This window comes from Actinoplanes sp. NPDC049802, assembly GCF_040656595.1.
Classification (GTDB): Bacteria; Actinomycetota; Actinomycetes; order Mycobacteriales; family Micromonosporaceae; genus Actinoplanes.
Genome location: NZ_JBFAMR010000012.1, coordinates 75,333 through 98,230 on the forward strand (window position 1 = coordinate 75,333; position 22,898 = coordinate 98,230).

General features: G+C 71.6%; 23 protein-coding genes. 14 read left to right on the top strand and 9 right to left on the bottom strand.

Going from position 1 to position 22,898, the window contains the following annotated elements; translation table 11 throughout:
- The first annotated feature begins 82 nt into the window (after window positions 1-82).
- The 5 genes from AB0I88_RS11690 to AB0I88_RS11710 all read left to right on the top strand — a co-directional run bounded on the left by AB0I88_RS11690 (window position 83) and on the right by AB0I88_RS11710 (window position 3,708).
- Window positions 83-676: a DUF3090 domain-containing protein gene (locus tag AB0I88_RS11690; RefSeq protein ID WP_361021449.1), complete on the top strand. Its 594-nt coding sequence runs from the start codon at window positions 83-85 to the stop codon at window positions 674-676.
- Between the two features lie 17 nt (window positions 677-693).
- Window positions 694-1,488, top strand: a complete 795-nt coding sequence (locus AB0I88_RS11695) for an SCO1664 family protein (protein WP_361021625.1) — start codon at window positions 694-696, stop codon at window positions 1,486-1,488.
- Window positions 1,489-1,558: 70 nt separating this feature from the next.
- Entirely contained in the window at window positions 1,559-2,803 is a 1,245-nt protein-coding gene (mshC, locus tag AB0I88_RS11700) for a cysteine--1-D-myo-inosityl 2-amino-2-deoxy-alpha-D-glucopyranoside ligase (RefSeq protein WP_361021452.1), read from the top strand.
- A 237-nt stretch (window positions 2,804-3,040) separates the two neighbouring features.
- Window positions 3,041-3,304 (top strand): hypothetical protein, encoded by a 264-nt coding sequence (locus tag AB0I88_RS11705; protein ID WP_361021455.1) that lies wholly within the window; start codon window positions 3,041-3,043, stop codon window positions 3,302-3,304.
- A gap of 137 nt (window positions 3,305-3,441) precedes the next feature.
- Window positions 3,442-3,708, top strand: coding sequence for a hypothetical protein (locus tag AB0I88_RS11710; RefSeq protein ID WP_361021458.1), 267 nt, complete (start codon window positions 3,442-3,444; stop codon window positions 3,706-3,708).
- Between the two features lie 65 nt (window positions 3,709-3,773).
- Here the strand turns inward: AB0I88_RS11710 and AB0I88_RS11715 are convergent, their stop codons facing one another.
- A complete protein-coding gene (locus AB0I88_RS11715; RefSeq protein WP_361021461.1) occupies window positions 3,774-4,433 on the bottom strand; it encodes a response regulator transcription factor in 660 nt (219 codons plus the stop codon).
- Window positions 4,430-5,599 carry a sensor histidine kinase gene (locus AB0I88_RS11720; protein ID WP_361021464.1) on the bottom strand — a complete coding sequence of 390 codons (1,170 nt, stop codon included), beginning with the start codon at window positions 5,597-5,599 and terminating at the stop codon, window positions 4,430-4,432. The genes AB0I88_RS11715 and AB0I88_RS11720 overlap by 4 nt, the downstream gene beginning before the upstream one ends.
- A 163-nt stretch (window positions 5,600-5,762) precedes the next feature.
- Here AB0I88_RS11720 and AB0I88_RS11725 point away from each other — a divergent pair, with 163 nt between their 5' ends.
- On the top strand, window positions 5,763-7,025 hold the full coding sequence (locus tag AB0I88_RS11725; RefSeq protein ID WP_361021467.1) for a hypothetical protein: 1,263 nt from the start codon (window positions 5,763-5,765) through the stop codon (window positions 7,023-7,025).
- A 769-nt stretch (window positions 7,026-7,794) separates the two neighbouring features.
- On the opposite strand, the gene AB0I88_RS11730 is transcribed toward AB0I88_RS11725, so the two are convergent.
- Both AB0I88_RS11730 and AB0I88_RS11735 read right to left on the bottom strand, forming a co-directional pair.
- Window positions 7,795-8,442 (bottom strand): response regulator transcription factor, encoded by a 648-nt coding sequence (locus AB0I88_RS11730; protein ID WP_361021628.1) that lies wholly within the window; start codon window positions 8,440-8,442, stop codon window positions 7,795-7,797.
- A gap of 341 nt (window positions 8,443-8,783) precedes the next feature.
- Window positions 8,784-9,941, bottom strand: a complete 1,158-nt coding sequence (locus AB0I88_RS11735) for a histidine kinase (RefSeq protein WP_361021470.1) — start codon at window positions 9,939-9,941, stop codon at window positions 8,784-8,786.
- Window positions 9,942-10,051: 110 nt separating this feature from the next.
- Between AB0I88_RS11735 and AB0I88_RS11740 the strand changes: the two genes are divergently transcribed.
- Window positions 10,052-11,398, top strand: a complete 1,347-nt coding sequence (locus AB0I88_RS11740) for an alpha/beta hydrolase (protein ID WP_361021473.1) — start codon at window positions 10,052-10,054, stop codon at window positions 11,396-11,398.
- Here AB0I88_RS11740 and AB0I88_RS11745 read toward each other — a convergent pair.
- The gene (locus AB0I88_RS11745; RefSeq protein WP_361021476.1) at window positions 11,384-12,175 is read right to left on the bottom strand and encodes a GntR family transcriptional regulator; all 792 of its coding nucleotides are present in this window, start codon (window positions 12,173-12,175) and stop codon (window positions 11,384-11,386) included. The two genes, AB0I88_RS11740 and AB0I88_RS11745, sit on opposite strands and share 15 nt — an antisense overlap.
- Window positions 12,176-12,451: 276 nt before the next feature.
- Between AB0I88_RS11745 and AB0I88_RS11750 the strand changes: the two genes are divergently transcribed.
- From AB0I88_RS11750 to AB0I88_RS11760, 3 genes are all read left to right on the top strand, one after another.
- Entirely contained in the window at window positions 12,452-12,862 is a 411-nt protein-coding gene (locus tag AB0I88_RS11750; protein ID WP_361021479.1) for a DUF6232 family protein, read from the top strand.
- A gap of 158 nt (window positions 12,863-13,020) precedes the next feature.
- A complete protein-coding gene (locus AB0I88_RS11755) occupies window positions 13,021-13,896 on the top strand; it encodes a helix-turn-helix transcriptional regulator (RefSeq protein WP_361021482.1) in 876 nt (291 codons plus the stop codon).
- Between the two features lie 24 nt (window positions 13,897-13,920).
- Entirely contained in the window at window positions 13,921-14,112 is a 192-nt protein-coding gene (locus AB0I88_RS11760; protein ID WP_361021485.1) for a DUF397 domain-containing protein, read from the top strand.
- 51 nt (window positions 14,113-14,163) lie between these two features.
- On the opposite strand, the gene AB0I88_RS11765 is transcribed toward AB0I88_RS11760, so the two are convergent.
- Window positions 14,164-15,033, bottom strand: coding sequence for a PAC2 family protein (locus tag AB0I88_RS11765; RefSeq protein ID WP_361021488.1), 870 nt, complete (start codon window positions 15,031-15,033; stop codon window positions 14,164-14,166).
- Between the two features lie 178 nt (window positions 15,034-15,211).
- Here AB0I88_RS11765 and AB0I88_RS11770 point away from each other — a divergent pair, with 178 nt between their 5' ends.
- Entirely contained in the window at window positions 15,212-15,595 is a 384-nt protein-coding gene (locus AB0I88_RS11770; RefSeq protein WP_361021491.1) for a hypothetical protein, read from the top strand.
- A gap of 7 nt (window positions 15,596-15,602) precedes the next feature.
- Window positions 15,603-16,157, top strand: coding sequence for a hypothetical protein (locus AB0I88_RS11775; protein ID WP_361021494.1), 555 nt, complete (start codon window positions 15,603-15,605; stop codon window positions 16,155-16,157).
- A 587-nt stretch (window positions 16,158-16,744) separates the two neighbouring features.
- Here AB0I88_RS11775 and AB0I88_RS11780 read toward each other — a convergent pair.
- Window positions 16,745-19,279, bottom strand: coding sequence for an ABC transporter permease (locus tag AB0I88_RS11780; protein ID WP_361021497.1), 2,535 nt, complete (start codon window positions 19,277-19,279; stop codon window positions 16,745-16,747).
- Entirely contained in the window at window positions 19,279-20,046 is a 768-nt protein-coding gene (locus tag AB0I88_RS11785) for an ABC transporter ATP-binding protein (protein WP_361021499.1), read from the bottom strand. The genes AB0I88_RS11780 and AB0I88_RS11785 overlap by 1 nt, the downstream gene beginning before the upstream one ends.
- A 199-nt stretch (window positions 20,047-20,245) precedes the next feature.
- Between AB0I88_RS11785 and AB0I88_RS11790 the strand changes: the two genes are divergently transcribed.
- Both AB0I88_RS11790 and AB0I88_RS11795 read left to right on the top strand, forming a co-directional pair.
- Complete coding sequence (locus AB0I88_RS11790; RefSeq protein WP_361021502.1) at window positions 20,246-20,965, top strand: neutral zinc metallopeptidase; 720 nt, start codon at window positions 20,246-20,248, stop codon at window positions 20,963-20,965.
- A 73-nt stretch (window positions 20,966-21,038) separates the two neighbouring features.
- Entirely contained in the window at window positions 21,039-21,674 is a 636-nt protein-coding gene (locus AB0I88_RS11795) for an HAD family phosphatase (protein ID WP_361021631.1), read from the top strand.
- Window positions 21,675-22,113: 439 nt separating this feature from the next.
- Here the strand turns inward: AB0I88_RS11795 and AB0I88_RS11800 are convergent, their stop codons facing one another.
- Window positions 22,114-22,830 carry a response regulator transcription factor gene (locus AB0I88_RS11800; protein ID WP_361021505.1) on the bottom strand — a complete coding sequence of 239 codons (717 nt, stop codon included), beginning with the start codon at window positions 22,828-22,830 and terminating at the stop codon, window positions 22,114-22,116.
- Window positions 22,831-22,898: the final 68 nt, after the last annotated feature.

The following is a 22,898-nucleotide window of genomic DNA, read 5'->3' on the forward strand; positions in this document are numbered from 1 at the left end:
CAGCGTGGACTCGTTTGCGCCCTCGGCGAACCGGGGACCTTGGCCCGCGCGGTTGCCGCCGCGGATGGCTAGGGTTGTCGGCATGACCCACCAAGTGCATGCCTTCGAGCCGCCGGAGCGGTTCGTCGCCGGGACGGTGGGCGAGCCGGGGGACCGCACTTTCTATCTCCAGGCCCGCGGTGGCGGCCGGGTGATCAGCGTCGCGCTGGAGAAGGTCCAGGTGTCGCTGCTCGCCGAGAAGCTGGAGGAGTTGCTCCTCGAGGCGAACAAGAGGTTCGGCGTCACCCTGCCGGAGGCCGCGCTGCCGGCCGTGCACGACAACGAGCCGCTCGACACCCCGGTCGACGAGGAGTTCCGCGTCGGCACCCTGGGTCTGGCCTTCGACGTGGACACCGGCACTGTCGTGATCGAGGCGATCGAGGCCGGCGAGCCCGACAGCGACCTCTCCGGCAGCCCGCTCGAGGACGACGAGGACGACGAGGACTCCGAGGACGACGAGGAGCCCGACGACGATCTGGACCGGCTGCGGGTGCGGCTGACTCCCGAGGCGACCCGCGCGTTCATCGACCGGGCCCGCCGGGTGGTGGCCGCCGGCCGGCCGCCGTGCCCGCTCTGCGGTCAGCCGCTCGACCCGGCCGGGCACCTCTGTCCCCGGCACAACGGTTACCACCGGTGACGGCGGAGCCCACGTCAGTGCTGGCCGAGGCCGACGCGCTCGAGTTGCTCGGGCGCGGGCGGATCGAGATCGAGGGGCGGCTCGTCGACGCCTCCAACACCACCTTGCGCGCCGAGATCAGCCTGGACGGGCTGACCCGGCGCTGTGTCTACAAGCCGGTGCGCGGCGAGCGCCCGCTGTGGGACTTCCCGGACGGCACGCTCGCCGGCCGTGAGGTGTCGGCCTACCTGGTGTCCCGGGCCACCGGGTGGGACCTGGTGCCGCCCACCATCCTGCGGGACGGGCCGCTCGGCCCGGGGGCGCTGCAGCTCTGGATCGACGAGCCGGAGCAGGCGCCCGCGCTGATCGGGTTCGTTCCGGCCTACGACGTGCCGCCCGGCTGGTTTCCGGTGGCGGCGGCGCGCGACGACGACGGCGACGCGTTCGCTCTGGCCCATGCCGACGATCCGCGCCTGGCCCGGCTGGCCATCCTCGACGCGGTGATCAACAACGCGGACCGCAAGGGCGGGCACGTGCTCTACCCGGCGACCGGCGGGCTGCACGGGGTGGACCACGGGGTCAGCTTCCACGTGGAGAACAAGTTGCGCACGGTCCTGTGGGGCTGGACCGGCAAGCCGTTGCCGGACGAGGGCACGGCGGTGCTCACCCGCCTCGCCGAGCAGTTGACCGGGCCGCTCGGCGAGGCGCTCGAGGAGCACCTGACGGTCGCCGAGGTGCAGCATGCCGCGCTGCGGGTGAAACGGCTGCTGCGGGCCGCGCGGTTTCCCCGGCCTCCCACGGACTGGCCGGCCATCCCGTGGCCGCCGATCTAGGACGGCCGGAACCTTGAGGTTTAGCTCACGCCCCCGGGTGGCGTGCGGGGCCGCTGGCTAGGCTCCCCTCATGGATGCATGGACCGGCCACGACGTACCCACCCTGCCGGATTCGCCCGCGCGGTCGCCGCTGCGGTTGTACGACACGGCGCGGGCGTCGGTGCGGCCCAGCACGCCGGCCGGCAGCGCGACGATGTACGTCTGTGGCATCACACCGTATGACGCCACCCATCTCGGTCACGCCGCCACGATGATCACCTTCGATCTGGTCAACCGTATGTGGCGGGACGCCGGAAATGATGTCCGTTATGTGCAGAATGTGACTGACATTGACGACCCGCTGCTGGAGCGTGCCGAGCGGGACGGCGAGGACTGGATCGTTCTGGCGATGCGGGAGACGGCCCTCTTCCGGGAGGACATGGAAGCGCTGCGGATCATCCCGCCCGCGCACTACGTCGGCGCCGTCGAGTCCATTCCGCGAATCGTCGAGCACGTCGTCGAGCTGGTCGGGAAAGGCGCGGCGTACCGTCTCGGCGACGGCACCGGCGACGTCTACTTCGACATCTCCGCCGCGCCCCGGTTCGGCTACGAGTCGCACCTGTCGCGCGAGGAGATGACCGTGCTCTCCGCCGAGCGCGGCGGCGACCCGGACCGGGCCGGCAAACGCGACCCGCTCGATCCGCTGCTGTGGCGCGGCGCGCGCGACGGCGAGCCGGTGTGGGACGGTGGCGAGCTCGGCCCCGGCCGTCCCGGCTGGCACATCGAGTGCGCCACCATCGCGCTCGACCTGCTCGGCGACACGATCGACGTGCAGGGCGGCGGCAGTGACCTGCTCTACCCGCACCACGAGTGCTCGGCGGCGCACGCCGAGGTGCTCACCGGGGCGGAGCCGTTCGCCGCGCACTACGTGCACGCCGGCATGATCGGCCTGGACGGCGAGAAGATGTCGAAGTCGCGCGGCAACCTGGTCTTCGTCTCCCGGCTGCGAGGCGACGGCGTGGACCCGATGGCGGTCCGGCTGGGCCTGCTCTCCGGGCACTACCGCGCCGACCGGGACTGGACCGACGACGTGCTCAAGCAGGGCCAGCAGCGGCTGGCCCGGTGGCGGGAAGCGGCCGCCGCGCCGTCCGGGCCGTCCGGCGCGGGCCTGCTCGGCGCGGTGCGCGAGGCCCTCGCCACCGATCTGGACGCTCCGGCCGCGCTGTCGGTCGTGGACGCGTGGGCGGAGGCCGCGCTGTCCGGCGCGGGCGATGACACCGGCGCGCCGGAGTTGATGACACGAACGGTGGACGCGCTTCTCGGCGTGCGCCTGTAGAGCCATTCATAAAGGCCCCCGTCCACGCGTGGACGGGGGCCTTTCGTGCGCCTGGAGGCGTGTCGGGAAGAAGGTCGCCCCGCGTGACCCTAGCCAGATTCTCGCCGATTTTCGGGAGTTTCCTCTAATAGGTGAAATGGCAGAAGTTGTTGGTCTAAATCCCAGCGATCGCGGGTCGTGCCGTCCAAACTTTCCCTTGGCACAACAAGCCAAAACCCAAATCCGAAAGGAAACACCATGCGCAAGACGGCTCTGTACCTGGGTGGGCTCTTCCTCGCGACCGGCGCCGCCCTGGCAGTGTCCGCTCCCGCCCAGGCGGCCCCGGACTGCGGCAGCTACTGCGGCGGCAAGTCCTACCCGTCGTACGACCTGTACCACGTCAACAACGACAACAAGGCGTTCAACTACCAGGTCGCCAAGGGTGACGGCTTCAACTTCGCCGCCCAGAACAACGTGGTGAACGGCGAGGGCGCCTCCCTGGGCACCATCATCGGCTGGTGAATTAGCCGTTTCCGCTCGCGTAGCGGAATCGTTAATACGACTGACGCCCGAAGTGCCGATGGCGCTTCGGGCGTCGGCCCGAAGTCGGACTTCGATTTCGGGAAATAGCCCGATCCACCGCACCTGAAAGGCACAACATGCGTAAGACGGCTCTGACTCTCGGCGGCTTCCTCATCGCGACCGGCGCCGCCCTGGCAGTGTCCGCCCCGGCCCAGGCTGCTCCCGCCTGTGGGTTCGGCTGCGACTCGATCGTCCCGATTCACCACAGTGCTCCGTACCAGCAGGGGCCGAAGGTCAACTCTGACAACTTCGCCTACAACGAGCAGTACGGGATGATCAACATCAACATGCAGAACAACACCCTGATCGGCGACGACAGCGCGCTCGGCGCCGTCCTCCGCTGAGGCCACCCCCGGCAACACGGTTCAAAACGCCCGAGGCCCGTACGGCGCCTCGGGCGTCGATAATTTCAGGCGCCCCCGCCGGCCCGGACCAGCCCCGACTCGTACGCGTAGACGACCGCCTGCACCCGGTCCCGCAGCCCGAGTTTCATCAGCACCCGCGCCACATGCGTCTTCACCGTCGCCTCGCCCACGGTCAGCGCGGCCGCGATCTCCCCGTTCGACATGCCGCGCGCCAACAGCCGCAGCACGTCCAGCTCCCGCGGCGTCAACTCGCCCACCTCGGCCGGCGGCTCCGGCCCCGGCCGCCCCGCGAACGCCGAGATGACCCGGGTCGTCACCGCCGGATCGAGCAGCGCCTCCCCGCCCGCCACCACCCGGATCGCGGTGATCAGGTGCTCCGGCGACGACACCTTCAGCAGAAACCCGCTGGCCCCGGCCTGCAGCGCCCGGTACAGGTTCTCGTCGGTGTCGAACGTGGTCAGCACGATGATCCGTGGCGGATTCGCCGTGGCCAGCAGCGCCCGGGTGGCGGACAGACCGTCCTGACGGGGCATGGCGATGTCCATGAGCACCACGTCCGGTCGCAGCCGCCGAGCCACCGCGACCGCCTCCACGCCGTCGCTCGCCTCACCGACCACGTTCATGTCCGGCTCGGTCTCGATCACCATGCGCAGCCCGGCACGCAGCATCCGCTGGTCGTCGGCGATCACCACACTGATCGTCACGCCCGGGCCTCCCCGGCGGCGACCGGCAGCCGGGCCATGACCGCGAACCCGCCGCCGGGACGGGGCCCGGCGGTGAGATCGCCGCCGAACAGCGTCACCCGCTCCCGCATCCCGATCAGGCCCTGCCCGCCGCCGGACGCCCGACCGGCCGGCGGCCCGTCGTTCACCACACCCAGATGCAGACCGTCGGCCCGGTAGTCGACGGTCAGCTCGGCGGCGCTCGCGTGCGCGTGTTTCAGCACGTTGGTCAGCGCCTCCTGGACGATGCGATAGGCCGACAGGTCCACTGCGGGCAGCAGCGGCGCCGGTGTCCCGCCGCGCCGCACGGTCACCCGCAAACCCGCCTCCCGGACCTGGCCGACCAGATCGTCCAGCCGGTCCAGCCCGGCTGGCGCCTGAGCCGGGCCGTCGCCGTGCTCGCCGCGCAGCAGCCCCAGCGTACGGCGAAGCTCCACCACCGCGTCGCGCCCCGACTCCTCGATGCTGCGCAACAGTTGTGGATCGACCGGCAGATCGGCGTCGAGCCGCCGCCGCACCACCCCGGCCTGGATCACCATGACCGTGACACTGTGCGCCACCATGTCGTGCAGCTCCCGGGCGATCCGCACCCGCTCCTCCATGATCGCCTCCCGGGCCTGCCGCTCCCGGAACTCGGCGCGCACCGCCGCGGCGCCGGCCAGCTTCCGCGCCTGCACGGCCACCACGACGCCCAGGACGTACGGCGTACCCGGGAAGAAGATGTCGGCCATCGGGTCGCCCGGATTGTTGAGGTAGTAGAGCGCCACCGTGTACAGGATCAGCAGCGCGCCGGTCACGCCGCGCCGGGTGAGCCGCCGGTCCGGGCCGAACGGGGGCACCCAGCGGCCCACCGCGTACGAACAGATGATCATCGCGACCACCTGCCAGAGCCGGAAGTTGACCGTCTTCTCGCCGTCGAAGGTGAACTCGACGTAGAACGAGTTCATCACGATGATCCCGTGCGGGAGCATCGCCGTCAGCGGGAACTGCCGGCGGAGCAGGATCAGCACCGCGTAGAACGCCAGCAGACCCGGCCACCAGTCGCCCGGCATCCGGATCAGCAGCTCCTCGACCAGCGCATACCCCACGAAAGCGGTCGCCAGCGCCACATCGCTGCGGCGGATCCGCCGCACCACATCCCGCAACACGCGTCGAACGTACGGGCTGGCGCCGCTCCACCGAACCCACCCCCGGGAGGACCGCCCGTCCCCCTGGCGGGGGAGACCGCATCAGTCCGCGTACGGGCGACGTCCGCGCCCACCGTCCATAACGTTCCGTCCCGTACCACCGACGAGGGGGAGGAATACGATCATGTGGCGGAAAGCCGCGGCGGCGTGCCTGGTGGCCGCGCCGATCGCCCTGACCGTGGCGACCGGGGTGGACCCGGCGCTCGGCGACGACCAGGGCTACGGGATCTACCGGCAGCATCCGGGCGCCGTGCAGGCGCACTCGATCCTGCTGCACTGGGCCTGGGTGCTCTTCGTGCCCGGCCTGCTCGGCCTGCTCACACCGATCCGCCGACGCGGCGCCGTGCTCGCCCGCGTCGCCTGGATCTGCGTGATCGCCGGCCTGACCACGTTCTCGGCGCTGATGGCCAACGACTTCTTCCTGCTCGCCCTGGAGCAGAACCTCCCGGACGCGCGGGTCCAGGCGGTCGACGAACGTTTCCTCGCGATGAGCGTCACGGTGGCCGGCTGGCAGTGGCCCGGCCTGATCGGCTGGGGGCTGTCGCTGATCCTCACCCCGATCGCCGCCGCCCGCGGCCGGGTCATCGACTGGTGGACGGCCGGGGCCGCCCTGCTCGGCACCGCCCTCTACCTGGCGTTCGCCATCTCGCCGGTGCCGCTCTGCCTGCTCGGTCCGATCGTCCTGATCGGCGCCTACGGCGCGGCGGCCCGGCGTCTGGTCCGGCCCGCTGCCGGCCCTTCCGCCGAGCCGGACGACTTCGGGATCTTCCGGCGCCGGTTCGGCCTCTTCTCCCTGTACGCCGCCCCAGCGCTGTTCGCACTGGGAATGGCGACGGTGCCGGACTGGAGCGGCGAGGTCGCCGACAGCGTGGCCAAACCGGTGCAGACCCAGATCAGCGCCCTGTTCCTGCATCTGGCGTGGGTGTTCTTCGTGCCAGCCGTGCTCACCGTGGCGACCGGCGCGAACCGGTTCACCCGGGTGGCCGCCGGTGTCACCGTCCTCGCCCTGGTCAACTTCAGCGGTCTGATGCTGGGCGACAGCGCCGACCTGGCCGCCCGGCAGGTGCTCGACACCGCCACCGCCGACCGGGTGGCCGAGACCCTGGGCGGGTACGCCGCCTTCACCTTCGGATGGGCGATCCCCTCCATGGTGTTCACCCTTCTCGGCCTGATCGCCGTGGCCGTGGGCGCCGCGGTGAGCCGAACCACCCGCTGGTGGACCGCCGCCCTGGTGGTGGCCGGCGTCGTCGCCTTCCTCGGCCTGGGACTGGGCCCGATCGGCGTGACCGGGCCCCTGCTCCTGCTGGCCGGTTTCGGCCTGATGGCCCGCGACCTCGCGCGGCCACCGGCCGCCACCCCGGCCCCGGCGGTGCCCACCCCGGCCTGACCCGTCCGGCCCCGGCGGTGCCCACCCCGGCCTGACCCGTCCGGCCCCGGCGGTGCCCACCCCGGCCTGACCCGCCCGGCCCCGGTGCGCCTCGGAGGGCGTCGCACACCGGGGCCGCCCGGCGGCCGGTGCGGCGCCGTGTCTCGGCGGCTGTCCGTTCGCCGATGGCGATGCGCTGTAGCCGTTCTTTGTCCGGCTGGTCGTGGGCGTTGTCGCGGACCGTTCGGGACAGCACCCACGGCCGGCCGGGACCGTTCGGCTGCTGAGTGCTGATGCTGATGGCCAATTGATCTCCGTGCCTTCCCGCGGCCGGTTGGTGCCGGCCGGCGCGCACGTAAGGCTCTGCGTGGTCGTTCACGGGTGTCACAGCGGTGGTCCGGGCACACGATCGGTGCGCTGTGCGCGCCCACCTGGCCGGCGCAGCGGGGCGGGGCGAGGGCGAGCGATCTATGTCAGGGCTGCCTCAGCGGCGCAGCCGATACCTGGACAGTCTCTCCGGAGCGATAGGCGCGCTGAGAATGCGACACCCGCTGTGGGCGTGATGACACCCACTGCGGGTGTCATGCTTCCAGAACACATACAGCCGTGATCCGTGTCCGGTCTCATCGGATGGGCCCGGGTCCGTCGGCGGCCGCCGCATGCTCATCGCGGCCGGCCAGGTCCCGTCGCGACCCCGGACCGGCGGCGACCCGCTTCTCGCTGATCTCCCGCAGAGGCGAACGCGCCGCCTCTCGGCCGAGGCAGCCGGGTGGCGGCGTGGGCGGCCCGGTCAGAGGAGTTCGGCGTCGTGGACCAGCAGGGCGATCTGTACCCGGTTGTTCAGGGTCAGCTTGCTCAGCAGGCGCGAGACATGGCCCTTCACGGTGGGCACGCCCATGCCCAGCCTGGCGGCGATCTCAGCGTTGGAGCGGCCGTGGCCGACCAGCACCGCCACCTCGCGTTCCCGGTCGGTGAGAGCGGCCAGCCGGGTCCGGGCCCGGGCTCGGCGGGTTCCGGCCGCCGGGTCGGCGACGTGGTCGATCAGCCGCCGGATCACCGTGGGGGAGAGGGACGCGCTTCCCGCCGCGACCGACCGCACCGCGGCCAGGATCTCCCGCGGGGGTGTGTCCTTCAGCAGGAAACCGGCGGCCCCGCCACGCAGCGCCTCCAGGACGTACTCGTCCGCGTCGAACGTGGTCAGCACGATCACCTGGGGCGCGTTCGGCCGGCTGCGGATCCGGCGCGTCGCGATCAGCCCGTCCACCCGCGGCATCCGGATGTCCATCAGGATCACGTCGGGCCAGTGCGCTTCGGACACGGTCACCGCCTCCGCGCCGTCACCGGCCTCCGCCACCACCTCGATGTCCGGCGACCCGCCGACCAGGATCCGCAACCCGGCCCGGACCAGCGCGTCGTCGTCGACGATGGCCACCCGGATCGGCCGCCCGCCCGCTGGCCCGCCTGTCGGCTCGCTCGCTGGCCCACCTGTCGGCTCGCTCGCTGGCCCGCCTGTCGGCTCGTTTGCTGGTCCGTCCGCTGGCTCGTTTGCTGGCCCGCCTGTCGGCTCGCTTGTCGGCTCGCTTGCTGGCCCGTCCGCTGGCCCGCCTGTCGGCTCGCTCGCTGGCCCGCCGCCGGGGACCTGATCGGCCGTGGCGGAGATGCCCGGCGCGTGGACATCCGGGGCCGGCGGGTCCGGGGATTCCGGATCCGGATGCCGGGAAGCCCGGGATGGCGGGACCGGGCGCCAGCCGGCGGGAACGCCGCCGGGAGGGTGGGCGGTCACGACGGCCACGGCAGTTCGGCGTCGAGGTGGAAGAACCCGCCGGCCGGGCCGTGGCTGACGCGGCCGCCGGCGAGGGCCACCCGTTCGCCGATGCCGACCAGGCCCAGACCGGCGCCGGGCGGGCGCGCGGACGGCGTACCGGTGATGGGGTTGATGATCGTGACGCGGAGAGCGTGACCGGCGGCACCGGCCAGGCGCACCGTGGCGGCCGGCCCGGTGCCGTGTTTGCGGGCGTTGGTCAGTCCCTCCTGCACGATGCGGTAGACGGTGCGGCCGAGCACCTCCGGCGGGCCGTCCGGGGGCAGCTCGTTGGTGTAGTCGACGGCCATCCCGGCGTCCCGCGCGCTGTCGACCAGCGCGTCCATCCCGGCGAGCCCGGGTTGCGGCGGCTCCGGGCGGCCGCTCGGCACGCCGACCACGGCCCGCAACTCCTCGAGGGCCTCGTGCGCGCTCCCGCGGATCGCCCCGGCCGCGAGGGTCAGTTCCTCCGGCGACACCGTGCCGCGCACCTCGAGCGCCCCGGCGTGCAGGCTGATCAGCGACATCCGGTGGGCGAGGACGTCGTGCATCTCGCGGGCGATGCGGGCGCGTTCGGTGAGCCTGGCGCGGTCCTCGCGCAGCCGCTGTTCGGCTTCCAGCCGGGCGGCGTGCTCGCGCAGCGAGGTGGTGAGACGCCGGTACGCCTGCACGAACAGCCCCCACCCGAGCGCCGCCACGGTGACGACGCCACGCACCACCACGTCGACCCAGACGTCGAACGCCGGATCGCCGTGCAGCGTGAAATAGACGCCGGCGGTGGCCACGTTCGCCGTCCCGAGCAGCGCCAGGACCGGCGGCCGGCTCCGGATCGCCGCGGTGAACAGCGCCACCATGATCGGGCCGGTGGCCGTCACCGACACCGCCCCGAACGGCAGCAGCGCCGCGGTCACGGCCAGCGGACGGCGCCGCCGCAGGGTCAGCGCGGCGGCGCACGCCACGCCGACCACCACGTCGGCGATCCAGGGCAGCGGCGCGCCCGGCCGGGTGGCATCGCCGAGCAGCATCATCCCCAGGCCGTAGACCAGCGCGAACGCGATGGCGACGGTGTCGGCCACCCGGTCCCGGACCGCCGCACCCCGGGCGCCCGGGTCCGGCACGAGCAGGGCGAGAAGCATGACCGCAACCCTAGGCGTACGGCCTTCGCGCGGGCACCTACCAAAGTAGGGCCCGGACCGGTTCCGTCGTCCGGTGTGGAGAACCCGCGACGGACCGCATTCTCGGCGGCATGACCGATCGAATCAGCTCCGCCCGGACCCGGAAGGGGATCGCCGTCGCGTTTCTCGTCGCCGCCGTCTGGGGTGCGGCCGCCGCCCTGTGGACCCCACGCGGTCCGTCGACCACCGTCCAGGCCCTCGGGTCGATCGCGATCAGCGTGGCGGTGGGTTTCGGGGCCGGGCGCGCGGCCCGCACCCGCTGGGTGATCATCGGGGCGCCTCTCGCGTACGCCGTCGTCCTCGAACTGGCGCGGATGAGCGCGACGGGCCCCTCGGTGGACGCGCCGCACCCGAGCGTGCTGGGTCTTCTGATGTTGATCAGCGGGCGTGGCGTGCACGGCCTGCTGTCGCTGTTCCCGATGACGGTCGGCGCCGCGTGGGGCTGCGGCGTGCGGCGCCGGATCCCACTCGGCCTGGTGACGGCCGTGCTGGCGCTGGTCACCGTGGTGGCCGCGGTGCCCGCCCGGACTCCGGCGATCCCCGGCGGCGTCGCCGAGCTGGCCCGGGCCGGGGATCTGCGGGTGATGATCCGGGGCCGGGACGCGGCGGCGCCGGTGCTGCTGTTCGTGCCCGGCCCGCCGGGCGGCTCGGCCGTGGGGACGATGCGGCTGCGGCTGCCCGCGCTGGAGGACCGATTCGTGGTGGCCACCCTGGACCGTCGCGGTGGCGGTGACCCGCGCGGCCTGGACAGCGAGGTGGCCGACGTCCTCGCCGTCACCGATCTTCTGAGGCAACGTTTCGGCCGGGACCGGATCGTGCTGGCCGGCCACTCGGGCGGATCGATTCCGGCGGTCGTCGCCGCCCACCGTCATCCGGAGCGGTACAGCGCCTATCTCGGGACCGGTCAGGCCGTGAACCTGCGGGCCGGCGACCGGATTCTGTACGACGACATGCTGGCCTGGGCCCGCGCGGGGGGCCGTGACGACGTGGCCGGCCGGCTGGTGAGGCAGGGCCCGCCGCCGTGGCGGGACGCCTACGACTACGAGCCGTTCCACCTGCACGCCGCCGAGGTGTACGCGATCGCCGGCCCGCCGTTCGACCTGGGCGTGGCCGAGTACACCCCGCTGGCGAAGGCGCACGTGATGACCACGATGCTGGACGCCTGGGACGCCCTCTACCCGAACCTGCAGGACGTCGACCTGCTCCGGGACGTGCCGGAGCTGGCGATCCCCGCCTACTTCGTGCAGGGTGGCCGGGAGATGCGCTCGCTGGCCGTGCCGTTCGCCGCCTGGCACGCCGCCCTGCGGTCGCCGGACAAGCGGCTCGTGGTCTTCGGCTCCTCCGGCCACCATCCGATGTCGGAGGAGCCGGACCGGTTCGCCGAGACCGTGACGAGCCTGCTGTCAGGCCAGGGCTAGACCCGGGTCGGTGCCGGGGTCGGCGGCCGGGGCGGGGATCCGGTACTCCTCGGTCAGCGTCGTCATCGGCCCCGGCCAGGTCGCCTGCGCCACCTCGATCGGCTTGCGGGTCTCGTCGAAGGCGACGTGAAGCAGATGCAGGACCGGGGTGTCCGGCCGGATCTGGAGGATCTCGGCCTCCTCCCGGCTGGGCTGGCGGGCGCTGATCGTGTCGGTGGCCGACGTGTACCGGCGGTCCAGCACCTCCTCGGCCTCCTGGTAGAGGGGGCGGCCGAACGCCTCCGCGCGTTCCAGGCTGGTGCCGCTCGCGTCGACGACCCGGAACCAGGAGGCACCCACCTCGACGGTGGCGTCGTCGGTGCGGACCACGTGCCGCCGGACCAGCATCTCCGTGCCGTCCCGGACCCCGAACGCGTCGGCCACCTCGGGCGGCGCCGGCTCCCGGCCGACGGCGGTGAGCTGCTGGCGGTAGCGTGCGGCCAGATCGGCGTGGTAGCCGCGGTGGGCGCCGTACCGGCCGCGGGAGAGACGGTTCAGGCGGCGGCGGGTGCCCCGGACGTACGTGCCGGAGCCGGGTTTGGTGATCAGAATGCCCTCGACCCGCAACTGGTCGACGGTGCGCTGCACGGTCTGTTTGGCGACGCCGAACATCTCCGCCATGGCCGGGATGGAGGGCAGGCGCTCGCCCGGTTGCCAGTCTCCGCGCCGGATCCGTTCCCGTAGCTGGGCCGCGATCTGCCGATGCGGGAATTCGGCGGCGCCCGGATTGATGCTCATGATCCTCCCCTTCCAGCTAGGTTCCTAGGATGACCCAGGAATGGGGTTGTCGTCGCGTGACGCGCCGTCGCCGGGTGAAACCATGAGTGAATTCGGCTATCAGCTATATGGCTCTCAGGAGTCTGGCGAACACGGGCGGTTAGACCCCATACTGAGTGCACGTTAAGGACGGGTCGGTGGAATGGGCGGCACTCAGCGGCAACTGGGTGCCGCCCCGGCCTTCTCTCCCGGGGGAGGGGTCCTTCTCCGGGAGAGAACCCGAGGGGAGGGTGGGAGGTGCCGGTCTTCTACAAGGGTCCGCGAGCCGTCATCACGGAGCACGTCGTCGAGGTCTCGAGGGAGAGCCACCGGCGATTCGTGGTGGCCGAGATGACGGAGCTCCACATCGTTCGTTTCGACCCCGGCACGGAAGGTGCCGGGCGTTCTGTTCTCGGCGTGTCCGCCCTGGTCGCGGCGGTTGTCGCGGTGCCGGTGGTCGGTCCCGCCTCCGTGGTGCTGGCCATTCTGGTCTCCGTCGCCCTGGCCGTCAACGCGCTGTACTGGCTGCGGCCCCGGGCCGGCCGCCTGTGGCAGCTGCGCGCCACCTATCGCGGCCGGGTGGTCGAGGTGTTCTCCTCCCGTGACGAGCGGGAGTTCACCGGCTTCTGTCGCGGCCTCGTCCGTTGCCTCGAGTTCCAGCAGCCCTGACCGGAACCGCCCGGTACGGCCGCGGTATCCTTCGGCGAGCCGTGAGCTGAGCGGTAGATGCAATGTCGCAGTCAAGGTGGATCTGCGACGATTTAGGCGTTTGGTGAGGCTGAATGTCGGCTGCGCGCGACGACTTGCCCGCTGTCTCGAGGCGGCGGGTGCGCCTGGCATTGCGCGCGGCCCGTGAGCGTACCGGGCTCAGTCAAAGCGAAGTCGCCAAGAAACTCGGCTGGTCCCTCTCCAAGTTGCAGCGGATCGAGCTGGGCGAGGTGACCGTCTCGCCCACCGACCTACGTGCCGTTCTCGACATCTACCAGGTCACCGACATGGAGCAGGTCGCCGCGCTGGTTCAGCACGCGCGTACCGCTCGCCGCGAGCGGTACTGGACCCGGCCCGAGCATCGCGACAACCTGCCGCCCGGGCTCCTGCAGCTTCTTCAGTTCGAGCTGGCCGCGACGGCCGTGCGGGAGTACCAGTCCACCCTGGTGCCGGGCCACCTGCAGACATCGGCCTTCGCGGAGGCCACGCTCGCGCAGCACGACCTGGAGCTCACCGCGGAGGAGATGCGGGTGCGCCTGGAGGTGCGCCTGGCCCGGCGGCGGCGGATGGTCGAGGAGGACGGCGCGCCCGACTACCTTCTCCTGCTCGACGAGTCCGCGTTGTGGCGGACCGTCGGAGATCTCGAGACGACGGCCGATCAGTTCGAGGACCTGGCCGAGGTCGCGCTGCGGCCGAGCGTTCAGCTGCGCGTCCTGCCGATGGATGCCGGGGCTCTGATCGGCATGTTCGGCGTCTTCTCGGTGATTCAACTGGGGCCGGACGACGCCGACGCCGTCCTCTACCGGGAATCCTACGATCGCGACGAGTTGATCGAGGACCAGGCCGCGGTGCTGCACCACCGCAACGTCTTCGAGCGGTTCTGGCGGCAGGCGCTCGATGTGCAGGCGAGCCGGGCGCTGATCTTGGCGCGTCTCTACGACATTCGCGCACGGATCGCACGGGCGTCCGGCCAAGATCAGGACATGCCGTCCTGACCGATCCCGTGAGAAAGGTTCGACATGAAAGACACCACAATGGCGTGGCAGCGGAGCACCTACTGTGCGACGGCCGGATGCATCGAGGTCGCACGAATCGACGACACCGTGCAACTGCGTGACAGCAAGAATCCTCATCTGCCGGCGGTGGTCTTCAGCCCCGCCGAGTGGAACCGGTTCCAGGACAGCGTTCTGGCCATCGGAAAGCGGTCCTGAGTTCTTCACCTGACGGCGGGCGGACCTACCGGGACGCCCGCCGTCAGGGTCTCACCAGGAGCCCGCCGTCGGGCCGGCCGAGCCGCCGCGGCGGCGCAGGTACTTCTCGAACTCGCTGGCGATCTCGTCGCCGGTGAGTGGCTGGATCCCGGCGTCGCCGACCCGTTCCTCCAGCTCCCGCACGTACTCACCGAGCTCGGAATCCTGCTCGGCGGCGGCGCGGACCTTCTTCTCCCAGTCGTCGGCCTGCTCGGCCAGGTCGGCCATCGGCACCGGCAGATCGAGGACGTCCTCGATCCGGCTGAGCAGCGACAGCGTGGCCTTGGGGCAGGGCGGATTGTTCGCGTAGTGCGGCACGTGCACCCAGAACGACAGGGCGTCCAGCTCGGCGCGGGTGGCCGCCTCCTGGAGCACGCCGACGATGCCGGTCGGGCCGTCGTAACGGGTCGGGACGACCTTGTACTTCTCGGCGGTCTCCCGGTCGCTGGCGGTGCCGCTGATCGGCAGGGGCCGGGTGTACGGCACGTCGGCCAGCAGCGCTCCGAGCAGGACGATCCGGTTCACCTCCAGGCTGTGGCAGATCTCCAGGACCGACTCGCAGAACGTGCGCCAGCGCATGCTCGGCTCGATGCCCCGGATCAGCACCACGTCGCGGTCGGCGCCGGGCGGGCTGGCCACCGCGAACCGGGTGGTCGGCCACTCGATCTTCCGGGTCTCGCCCTCGGCCATCGTGATCGTCGGGCGGCTCACCTGGAAGTCGTAGAAGTCCTCGGGGTCGATGCTGGTGACCTCGCGGGCCTCCCACACCTGCTCGAGGTGTTCCACGGCCGCGGTCGAGGCGTCCGCGGCATCGTTCCACCCCTCGAAGGCGGCGATGGCCACGGGAGAACGGAGCACTGGGAGGCCGTCGAACTCACTCATGGGAGACAGCCTACGTGCGTGCGGCGGTACGTACCCGGCGGCCGCGCCGGGCACCGCGGGTGTGACGATCCGTATCGACCTCGCTCACTGCCGGTAATTTCGCCGGCATGCCCCCCGGATTGACGGTCGGCGAGATCCGGGAGCGTACCTACAAGCGGCGAGATTCCTGGTGGACGGTGTGGCTCGTCGATCCGCTGGCGGGCTGGTGATCTTCCGCGACCTGTTCCGCCACCTGAACGCGCTCCGGATGGGCAAGATCAAGGAGCTGATGCGCGGCGCGGGCCCCGAACCGGCCGACGTGCACGGCGACTTCCGGGCGCGGTTCGGGCGGTTCGGGCGCATACGCGGGTTCCTGCCGGCGCACCGGATCCGGGCGCACGTGTTCAGCGGCATCGAGTTCATGATGTTCGTCTTCGTGCTCGGCCCGCTGGCCGGCCTCGTCGTGCCGTTCACGGTGGCCGCCGCGGTGCTGCCGGCCGCCTTCGAACTGCTGCTGATCTACAAGCTGTGGCCGACCACCAGAACCTATTCCGCCGATGAAGAGGCTCTTATCCGAACATAATCGGTTTATGGCAGACCACGTGGACCAGGTGCTCGGGCCCACCGACGACACCGTCAGCTTCTTCCAGGCGCGCGGCATGTTCTACGTGACGGCCCTGTGGGTGCTGGCCGCCGCCTGGCTGCCGATGCTGCTGATCACCCTCGGCGTGCGGACCGCCGCCGGTTACCGGCCGAAGCCGTCCGACATCGTGGTCTTCGCCGAGTTCACCCTGATCGTCCCGGCGGTGATGGCCGCCGTGCTCATGCTGCTCGTCTGGCGCCGGCTCGGCTGGCTGCACACCTCGGTGCACGGGCTCGACTTCGCCGCCACCGGACGGCGGCCGGTCCATCTGCCCTGGTCCGGGATCGCCGCGGTGGCCCTGCGCGGGCGCGGGCCGTTCACCGAGCTGGTGATCACGCCGATCGGCGAGGACTACGCGAGCCACCTGCCGGGCAAGGGCGGGCCTCCGCGGGTGCGGCGGCGGGGCGGCGAGTTCGCGTACGTCATCGACGTCGGCCTGATGTCGCCCGGGCCGGAAGTCCTCCTCGCCGAGCTCCACCGGCGGGTGCCCAGCAAGGTGTGACCGGGCACGAACCGCTGATCGGCGAGGAAGCCCCATCCCCGGCGCCGACGTGATGCGGATTCCTCGACGAAGAGGGCGGCCGCGCCGGCTCGTCCTCACGCCGGGCGCGTTCCCGGAGCAGCGGGCCGGCAGCGCCCGCGCAGGCCGGAACTCCAGCTTCACCAAGATCATCGCCTTGACGGGCGGCCCGGCCCCGGGTGTCCCGCGCCGATTCTCGCCCCTGCGCCCAGCCGAGTCTCCGCTTCGCCTCCCGGCCTCCCGACCCGGGTGCGGGGCTGAGCTTTGCGCGGGTGCCCGGGCCGTCTCCTCGGCAAACCCATTTCCGGTACGCGTCCGCCCGCCCCCGCCGAATCCGGATCGTCCCGCCCAGCCCCGCGAGCTGGTGCCCACCTCACGGCCGCGGGGCGCCCTCCGGCGTTGGCGCATCCCCGCGCCCGGGTGTGTCCGCAGGCTGTAGGCGCATCTGTCCGGAACGCGCCCGCATGGCTGCCGGCGGAGGTGCCGCTGCGGCCCTCGGTGGCGGCCGCGTGGAGCGGGCGCCACCGAGGGCCGGGACCGGATCGCCGGGTGGGATCCGGTGAGGCGGATCAGTCGTGGGCGATGGCGCCCAGGACGTTGAGGCGAGCGGCGCGGATCGCCGGCAGGACGGCGGCGAAGACGCCGACCAGGGCGGCCAGGAACAGGTAGGTGCCCATCCGCGCCCAGGGGAGGACGATATCGGTGATGCCGTCGTTCTCCAGGGCGTGGGCCACCGCGCTGCCCATGCCGGCGCCGACCGCCACGCCGAGCAGAGCGCCGAAGACCGCGATCACCACGGCCTCGACGGTGATCATGCGCATGGTCTGGGCACGGCCCAGGCCCACGGCGCGGAGCAGGCCCAGTTCGCGGGTGCGTTCCAGGACGGACAGGGCCAGGGTGTTGACCACGCCGAGGACCGCGATCAGGATGGCCAGGCCCAGCAGGATCTGGATCATCATGATGATCTGGTCGAAGATCGCGGCTTGATCGTCGACGAAGGTCTGCTGGTCGGTGGCGGTCACCTCGGGGCTGTCCGCGACCAGGGCCTTCACCTGCGGCAGCACCGACGACACCGCGACACCGTCGTCTAGGCGGATGAACCCGAGAATCGGCTGGGTGATGCCGAAGCCCTTGATCGCCTCAGCCGGCAGGATGATGCTGCCGGGCAGCGTGTCCTCGGTGAAGATGTGCGCCACCGTGTAGGTCCGTGGCTCACCCTTCGCCGTCTGGATCGTCGTGGTCGACCCCATCTGCCAGCCGCGCTCGGTGGCCTCCGGCGCGCTCACCGCGATCTGGCCGGGGCCGAGCTTCGCGGCGGTCGTCCCGTAGGCCTCCGCCATCCGGGAGAGGTCCTCGGTCGCGGCCACATAAGTCCGGTCGTCGCCGATCGCCACCAGGTCGTTGTAGAGGCCCGCGGCCGCGCGCACCCCGGGGATCTGCGCGGCCCGGTCCAGGACGGCCGGATCGTACGTCGGTGGCCGCGGCCCGCCCTGATCGCCGCTGATCATGATCTGAGCCTTGAGGATCCGGGCCGCCTCCGACTTGAGGCTGCTCTTCGCCGAGTCCATCACCACGGTCACGCCGGTGACCAGGGCGATGCCGACCATGAGGGCGGCCGCGGTGATCGCGGTGCGGCGCGGGTTGCGGCCCGAGTTGAGCCGGCCCAGCCGTCCCGGCACCGACCAGGAGAACAACCGGCCCAGCACGGACACCACCGGGCGGGCGATCAGCGGGGTGAGCAGGGCGACACCGATGAAGGTGACCAGCACACCGCCGAGGATCAGATACAGCGTGGCGTCGCCGGCGTCGGCGAACAGCCCGATGCCGAGGGCTGCCGCCCCGGCCGCGGTCACCACGGTGCCGGCCACGGTGAGCTTGGTGAGCGGCCGGTCCGGGGTGGCGACGTCCTGCATCGCCGCGACCGGTGAGATCCGGGAGGCACGCAGTGCGGGCAGCACCGCGGCCACCACGGTGACCAGGATGCCGACCGTGAACGAGCTGATCACCGCGGACAGCGGCACCCCGATCGGCGCCAGATCCATGCCACCGCTCATGCCGCTGAACAGCGCGCCCAGCCCGGCGCCCGCACCGACCCCGGCAGCCAGACCGAGGACCGAGGCGATCACACCGACCACCACTGCCTCCACCAGCACCGAGTTGATCACCTGGCGGCGGCTGGCGCCGATCGCCCGCAGCAGGGCCAGCTCGCGGGTGCGCTGGGCGACCACGATCGAGAACGTGTTCAAGATCAGGAAGATGCCGACGAACAGCGCGATCCCGGCGAAACCAAGCAGGATCTGGTTGAAGAAGCCCATGCCCTCCTTGAGACTCGACGAGTTCTCCTCGGCGAGCTGGTCACCGGTCTTCACCTGGTAGTCGGCGCCGAGCACCGGGGCGATCCGGTCCCGCAGCTGCTCCGGGGTGACACCGTCGGCGGCCTGCACGGTCACCGAGGTGAACACGCCCTTCTCACCGAGCATCAGCTCCTGTGCCACCGGCGTGGTGAACGCGACCTCCTGCACACCACTGATGCTGTCCCGGCCGCCGGTGTAACCCCAGACACCGACCAGGGTGAACTCCCGTTTCGGCTGCTGGGTGAGCACCGAGACGCGGTCGCCGACGGTGAAGCCGGAGAGCTCGGCGGTGGTCGCGTTCATGGCGATCTCACCAGGGGCCTCCGGGCCACGGCCGGCGCGCATCTCCATGCTCTCGTCGGTGCCGGTCCAGTTCGAGCCGATCCGCGGTGGGCCGAACGAGGTGAGCACCTTGCCGTCCGAGGCGATCACCCGGGCGCCGTCCGCGTCGACGCGGCCGGTCGCCGATCGTACCCCCGCCTGGGTTTTGATGGTCTCCACGACGGAGGCCGGAAGCGGCGCGGCGACCTCCTCGCCCTCCATCTCGGAGACCTCGACCTTGGGTTTGGCGGCGACCGAGACGTCGGTCGAGGCGTAGGCGTCCGCGAAGATCGAGTCGAAGGTGCGGTTGAGGGTGTCGGTGAGCACCAGGGCGCCCGACACGAACATCACACCGAGCAGCACGGCCAGGCCGGACAGGACCAGCCGCAGCTTGCGGGCGAGCAGGCTCTTCAGCGTGGCGCGCAGCATCAGAGCATCACCGGGTCGTTCTTGCCGTCCAGCTTCTTCATGGTGTCCAGCACCGACTCGGCGGTCGGGCCGTGCAACTCGTCGACGATCGAGCCGTCGGCGAGGAACACCACCCGGTCGGCGTAACTCGCCGCCACCGGGTCGTGGGTGACCATCACGATGGTCTGGCCGTGCTCGCGCACGCTGGAGCGCAGGAACGACAGCACCTCGGCGCCGGACCGGGAGTCCAGGTTTCCGGTCGGCTCGTCCGCGAAGATCACGTCGGGGCGGCCCATCAGGGCCCGCGCGCACGCCACCCGCTGCTGCTGGCCGCCGGAGAGCTGGCTGGGCCGGTGCCCGAGCCGGTCGCTCAGGCCGACCGTGTTGATCACCGTGTCCCACCACTGCGGATCGGCCTTGCGGCCGGCGATGTCGAGCGGCAACCGGATGTTCTCCGCGGCGCTCAGCGTCGGCAGCAGGTTGAACTGCTGGAAGATGAAACCGATCCGGTCCCGGCGCAGCCGGGTCAGGGACTTGTCGTTGAGGCTGCTGATCTCGGTGCCGCCGACGTGCACGGTGCCCTCGTCCACCGTGTCCAGGCCGGCGAGGCAGTGCATGAGCGTCGACTTGCCGCTGCCGGACGGGCCCATGATCGCGGTGAAGCGGCCCTTGCCGAACTCCACGCTGACCCCCCGCAGCGCCGCCACCCGGGCCTCGCCCGAGCCGTACACCTTCCAGATACCGTCCGAGCGCGCCGCCACCGGCCCGCCGGCATTCGCCGCTGCCACCACCGTGTCTCCCCCTGTGTTTCCGTCGTGTCCGGCCCAGTGTTGCGGCGGAAACCTCCCCTGGCGTCCCCCTGCGGGGGTAGAGCAGGGGGGAGATTCTCCTCGGGGAGACACCCAGGAACCTGTCAGGGAAGCCCCTGAGCGAAGCCGTGACGGCGAAACCGGTCTACCGTGGAAACACCCCGCTATGGAGGACCGCATGCGTGTTCGACCGGCACCGCTCGTGTCCCTTCTCGCCGCCGTCCTCGCGGCCATGCTGCTGGTGGCCTGCCTGCCGACGGCCTCGTCCGAGCCCGGCCCGGACCCGGTGGAGCCCACGGCGACGGCTCAGGTCACCGGATCGGTCGACCCGGACGGCACGGACACCCCGGAGGAGTTCGCCAAGGACATGCGCGCCTCCCAGGTCGTCGCCGAGCAGTACTGGGGGCAGAAGCTGGGCGGATCGTTCCAGCCGGTGAGCCAGGTGCTGCCCTACCGGGAAGAGGGCGAGGTGGCATGCGCCGGGCAGCCGCTGCCGCTCAACAACGCCGTCTACTGCTCGGCCGGCGACTTCATCGCGTACGACGTGAACTGGGCGTTCGCGGCGTTCCAGCAGATCGGTGACGCGTTCGTGTTCTACCTGCTCGGCCATGAGTACGCGCACGGCGTCCAGGCCCGGCTCGGCATCCGCAAACAGTTCACCATCGAGCAGGAGCTGCAGGCCGACTGCATGTCCGGCGCGTTCATCGGCGACATGGTCCGGCAGAAGGCGCTGAGCATGCAGGACGACGACGCCACGGAGCTGGCCGACGGGCTCGAAGCGGTCGGCGACGACCCCGACCAGCCGTGGTTCGCACCGGGGTCGCACGGATCCCCGGCCCAGCGCTTCCAATCGTTCGCCAACGGCTACAACGACTCCCTCCAAGCCTGCGGGCTGTAGCCGTCAGCTCCGTCACATCGGGTCGGCGCGACGTGGAGGGCCCACCCAGAATGGTCCGGTGATACCTGCCGCGGTGCTTTTCGACATGGACGGAACCCTGGTCGACAGTGAGCAGATCTGGGGCATCGCCCTGGCCGAGCTCGCCGTGCACGCCGGAGGGGTGCTGTCCGACTCCGCCCGGCTCGCCATGGTCGGCACGAGCATGGAGCACAGCATGCGGCTGTTCCGTGCCGATCTCGGCCAGCCGCAGCGGCCCGAGGCACCGGACGTGGCATGGCTGACCGCGCGGGTGCGGGAGCTGTTCGCCGACGGGCTGGTGTGGCGGCCCGGTGCGATGGAACTGCTGCACGCGGTCCGGGCGGCCGGCATCCCGACGGCGCTGGTGACGTCGACCGGGCGGCAGCTCGTCGAGGTCGCCCTCAAGACGCTCGGCGCGGAGAACTTCGACGTGGTCGTCTGCGGCGACGAGGTGGAGCGGCCGAAACCCGATCCGGAGCCGTACCGGACCGCTGCCGCGTCGCTCGGCGTGCCGATCGGATCGTGCGTCGCCATCGAGGACTCGCCCAGCGGTGTGGCCAGCGCGGCGGCGGCCGGGGCGGCGGTGCTGGCGGTGCCGGCCGAGCTGGAGTTGGCGCCGGTCGACGGGGTGCATCTGCGATCCACACTGACCGGGGTGGATCCGGTCTTCCTCGCGGGACTGGTGTCATGACCCTCTGCGTGTGATGCCGGAGGTGACGCCGCCGCGGGCACGGCGAGCGGCGGCACCCCACCTCCAGCGAGCGGCCTGATCCCGCCGTGCTGCTCCGTGCCGTGCCGTCCTGTGCCGTGCCGTGCCGTGCCGTGCCGTGCCGTGCCGTGCCGTCCTGTGCCGTCTCGTGCCGTGCCGTGCCGTCCTGTGCCGTCCCGTGCCGAGCCTTGCCGTCCTGTGCCGTCTCGTGCCGTGCCGTTTCGCCCCGTGCTGCGCCGTGCCGTTCCGTGCTGTCCCGTGCCATGCCGTGCTGCCCCGTGCCGTTTCGATCGTGCTGTACTGATCCGTCCGGGTTGACCCGCCGTGCGGATCCGTGCCGTGCTGCCCCGTGCCGTCGCGGGGCGGTGATCCCGCGACCGCCGGCGGCGCTGGGTGGGCCGTGCCCGAATCGCCGGCCGGGTCAGGCGCCCGGGCGGACCAGACCCGTCTCGTAGGCGAGCACCACCGCCTGCGTACGGTCGCGGAGGCGAAGTTTGGTGAGCACGTGGCCGACGTGGGTCTTCACCGTCGTCTCGCTCACGCCCAGGATCGCGGCGATCTCACCGTTGGACCGGCCGCGGGCCACATGGATCAGCACTTCCCGTTCCCGGCCGGTCAGCGGGCCGAGCCGGGCGGCGGCCGCGGCGTCCGGCTCCGTCGGGAGCGCCCCGGCCAGCCGGGCCAGCACACGGGCAAGGACCTGTGGAGCGATCACCGCGCCGCCGGAGGCCACCGCCCGCACGGCGGCGATCAGCTCCTGATGCGGGGCGTCCTTGCAGAGGTAGCCACTCGCCCCGGCGGTGACGGCCGCCACCACCTCGTCGTCGGTGTCGCGCTCGGTCAGCACCAGAACCCGGACCGCCAGCCGCGCCTCAGTGATCGCCCTGGTCACGGCCAGACCGTCCAACCGGGGCAGCCCCACGTCGGCGATCAGCACATCGGGCAGCAGCCGCCGCGCCAAGTCCAGCGCCTCGGCACCGTCACCCGCCTCTCCGGCGACGACGATCTCCGCCGGGCCGGGCCGATCCTCGCTGATCGTGCGGTCCGGCACGGCGCCGTGCGCCGTGGTGAGAACGGTTCGCAGACCCGCCCGCTGCAACGGTGCGGCGTCCGCAAGAAGCACTCGAAGTGGTCTCATCCCTCTGCGACATCCCGACGGCGATGGGCGCCGGCGCGTGGCACCGGCTCGCGGCTGTGGCGTGGGGC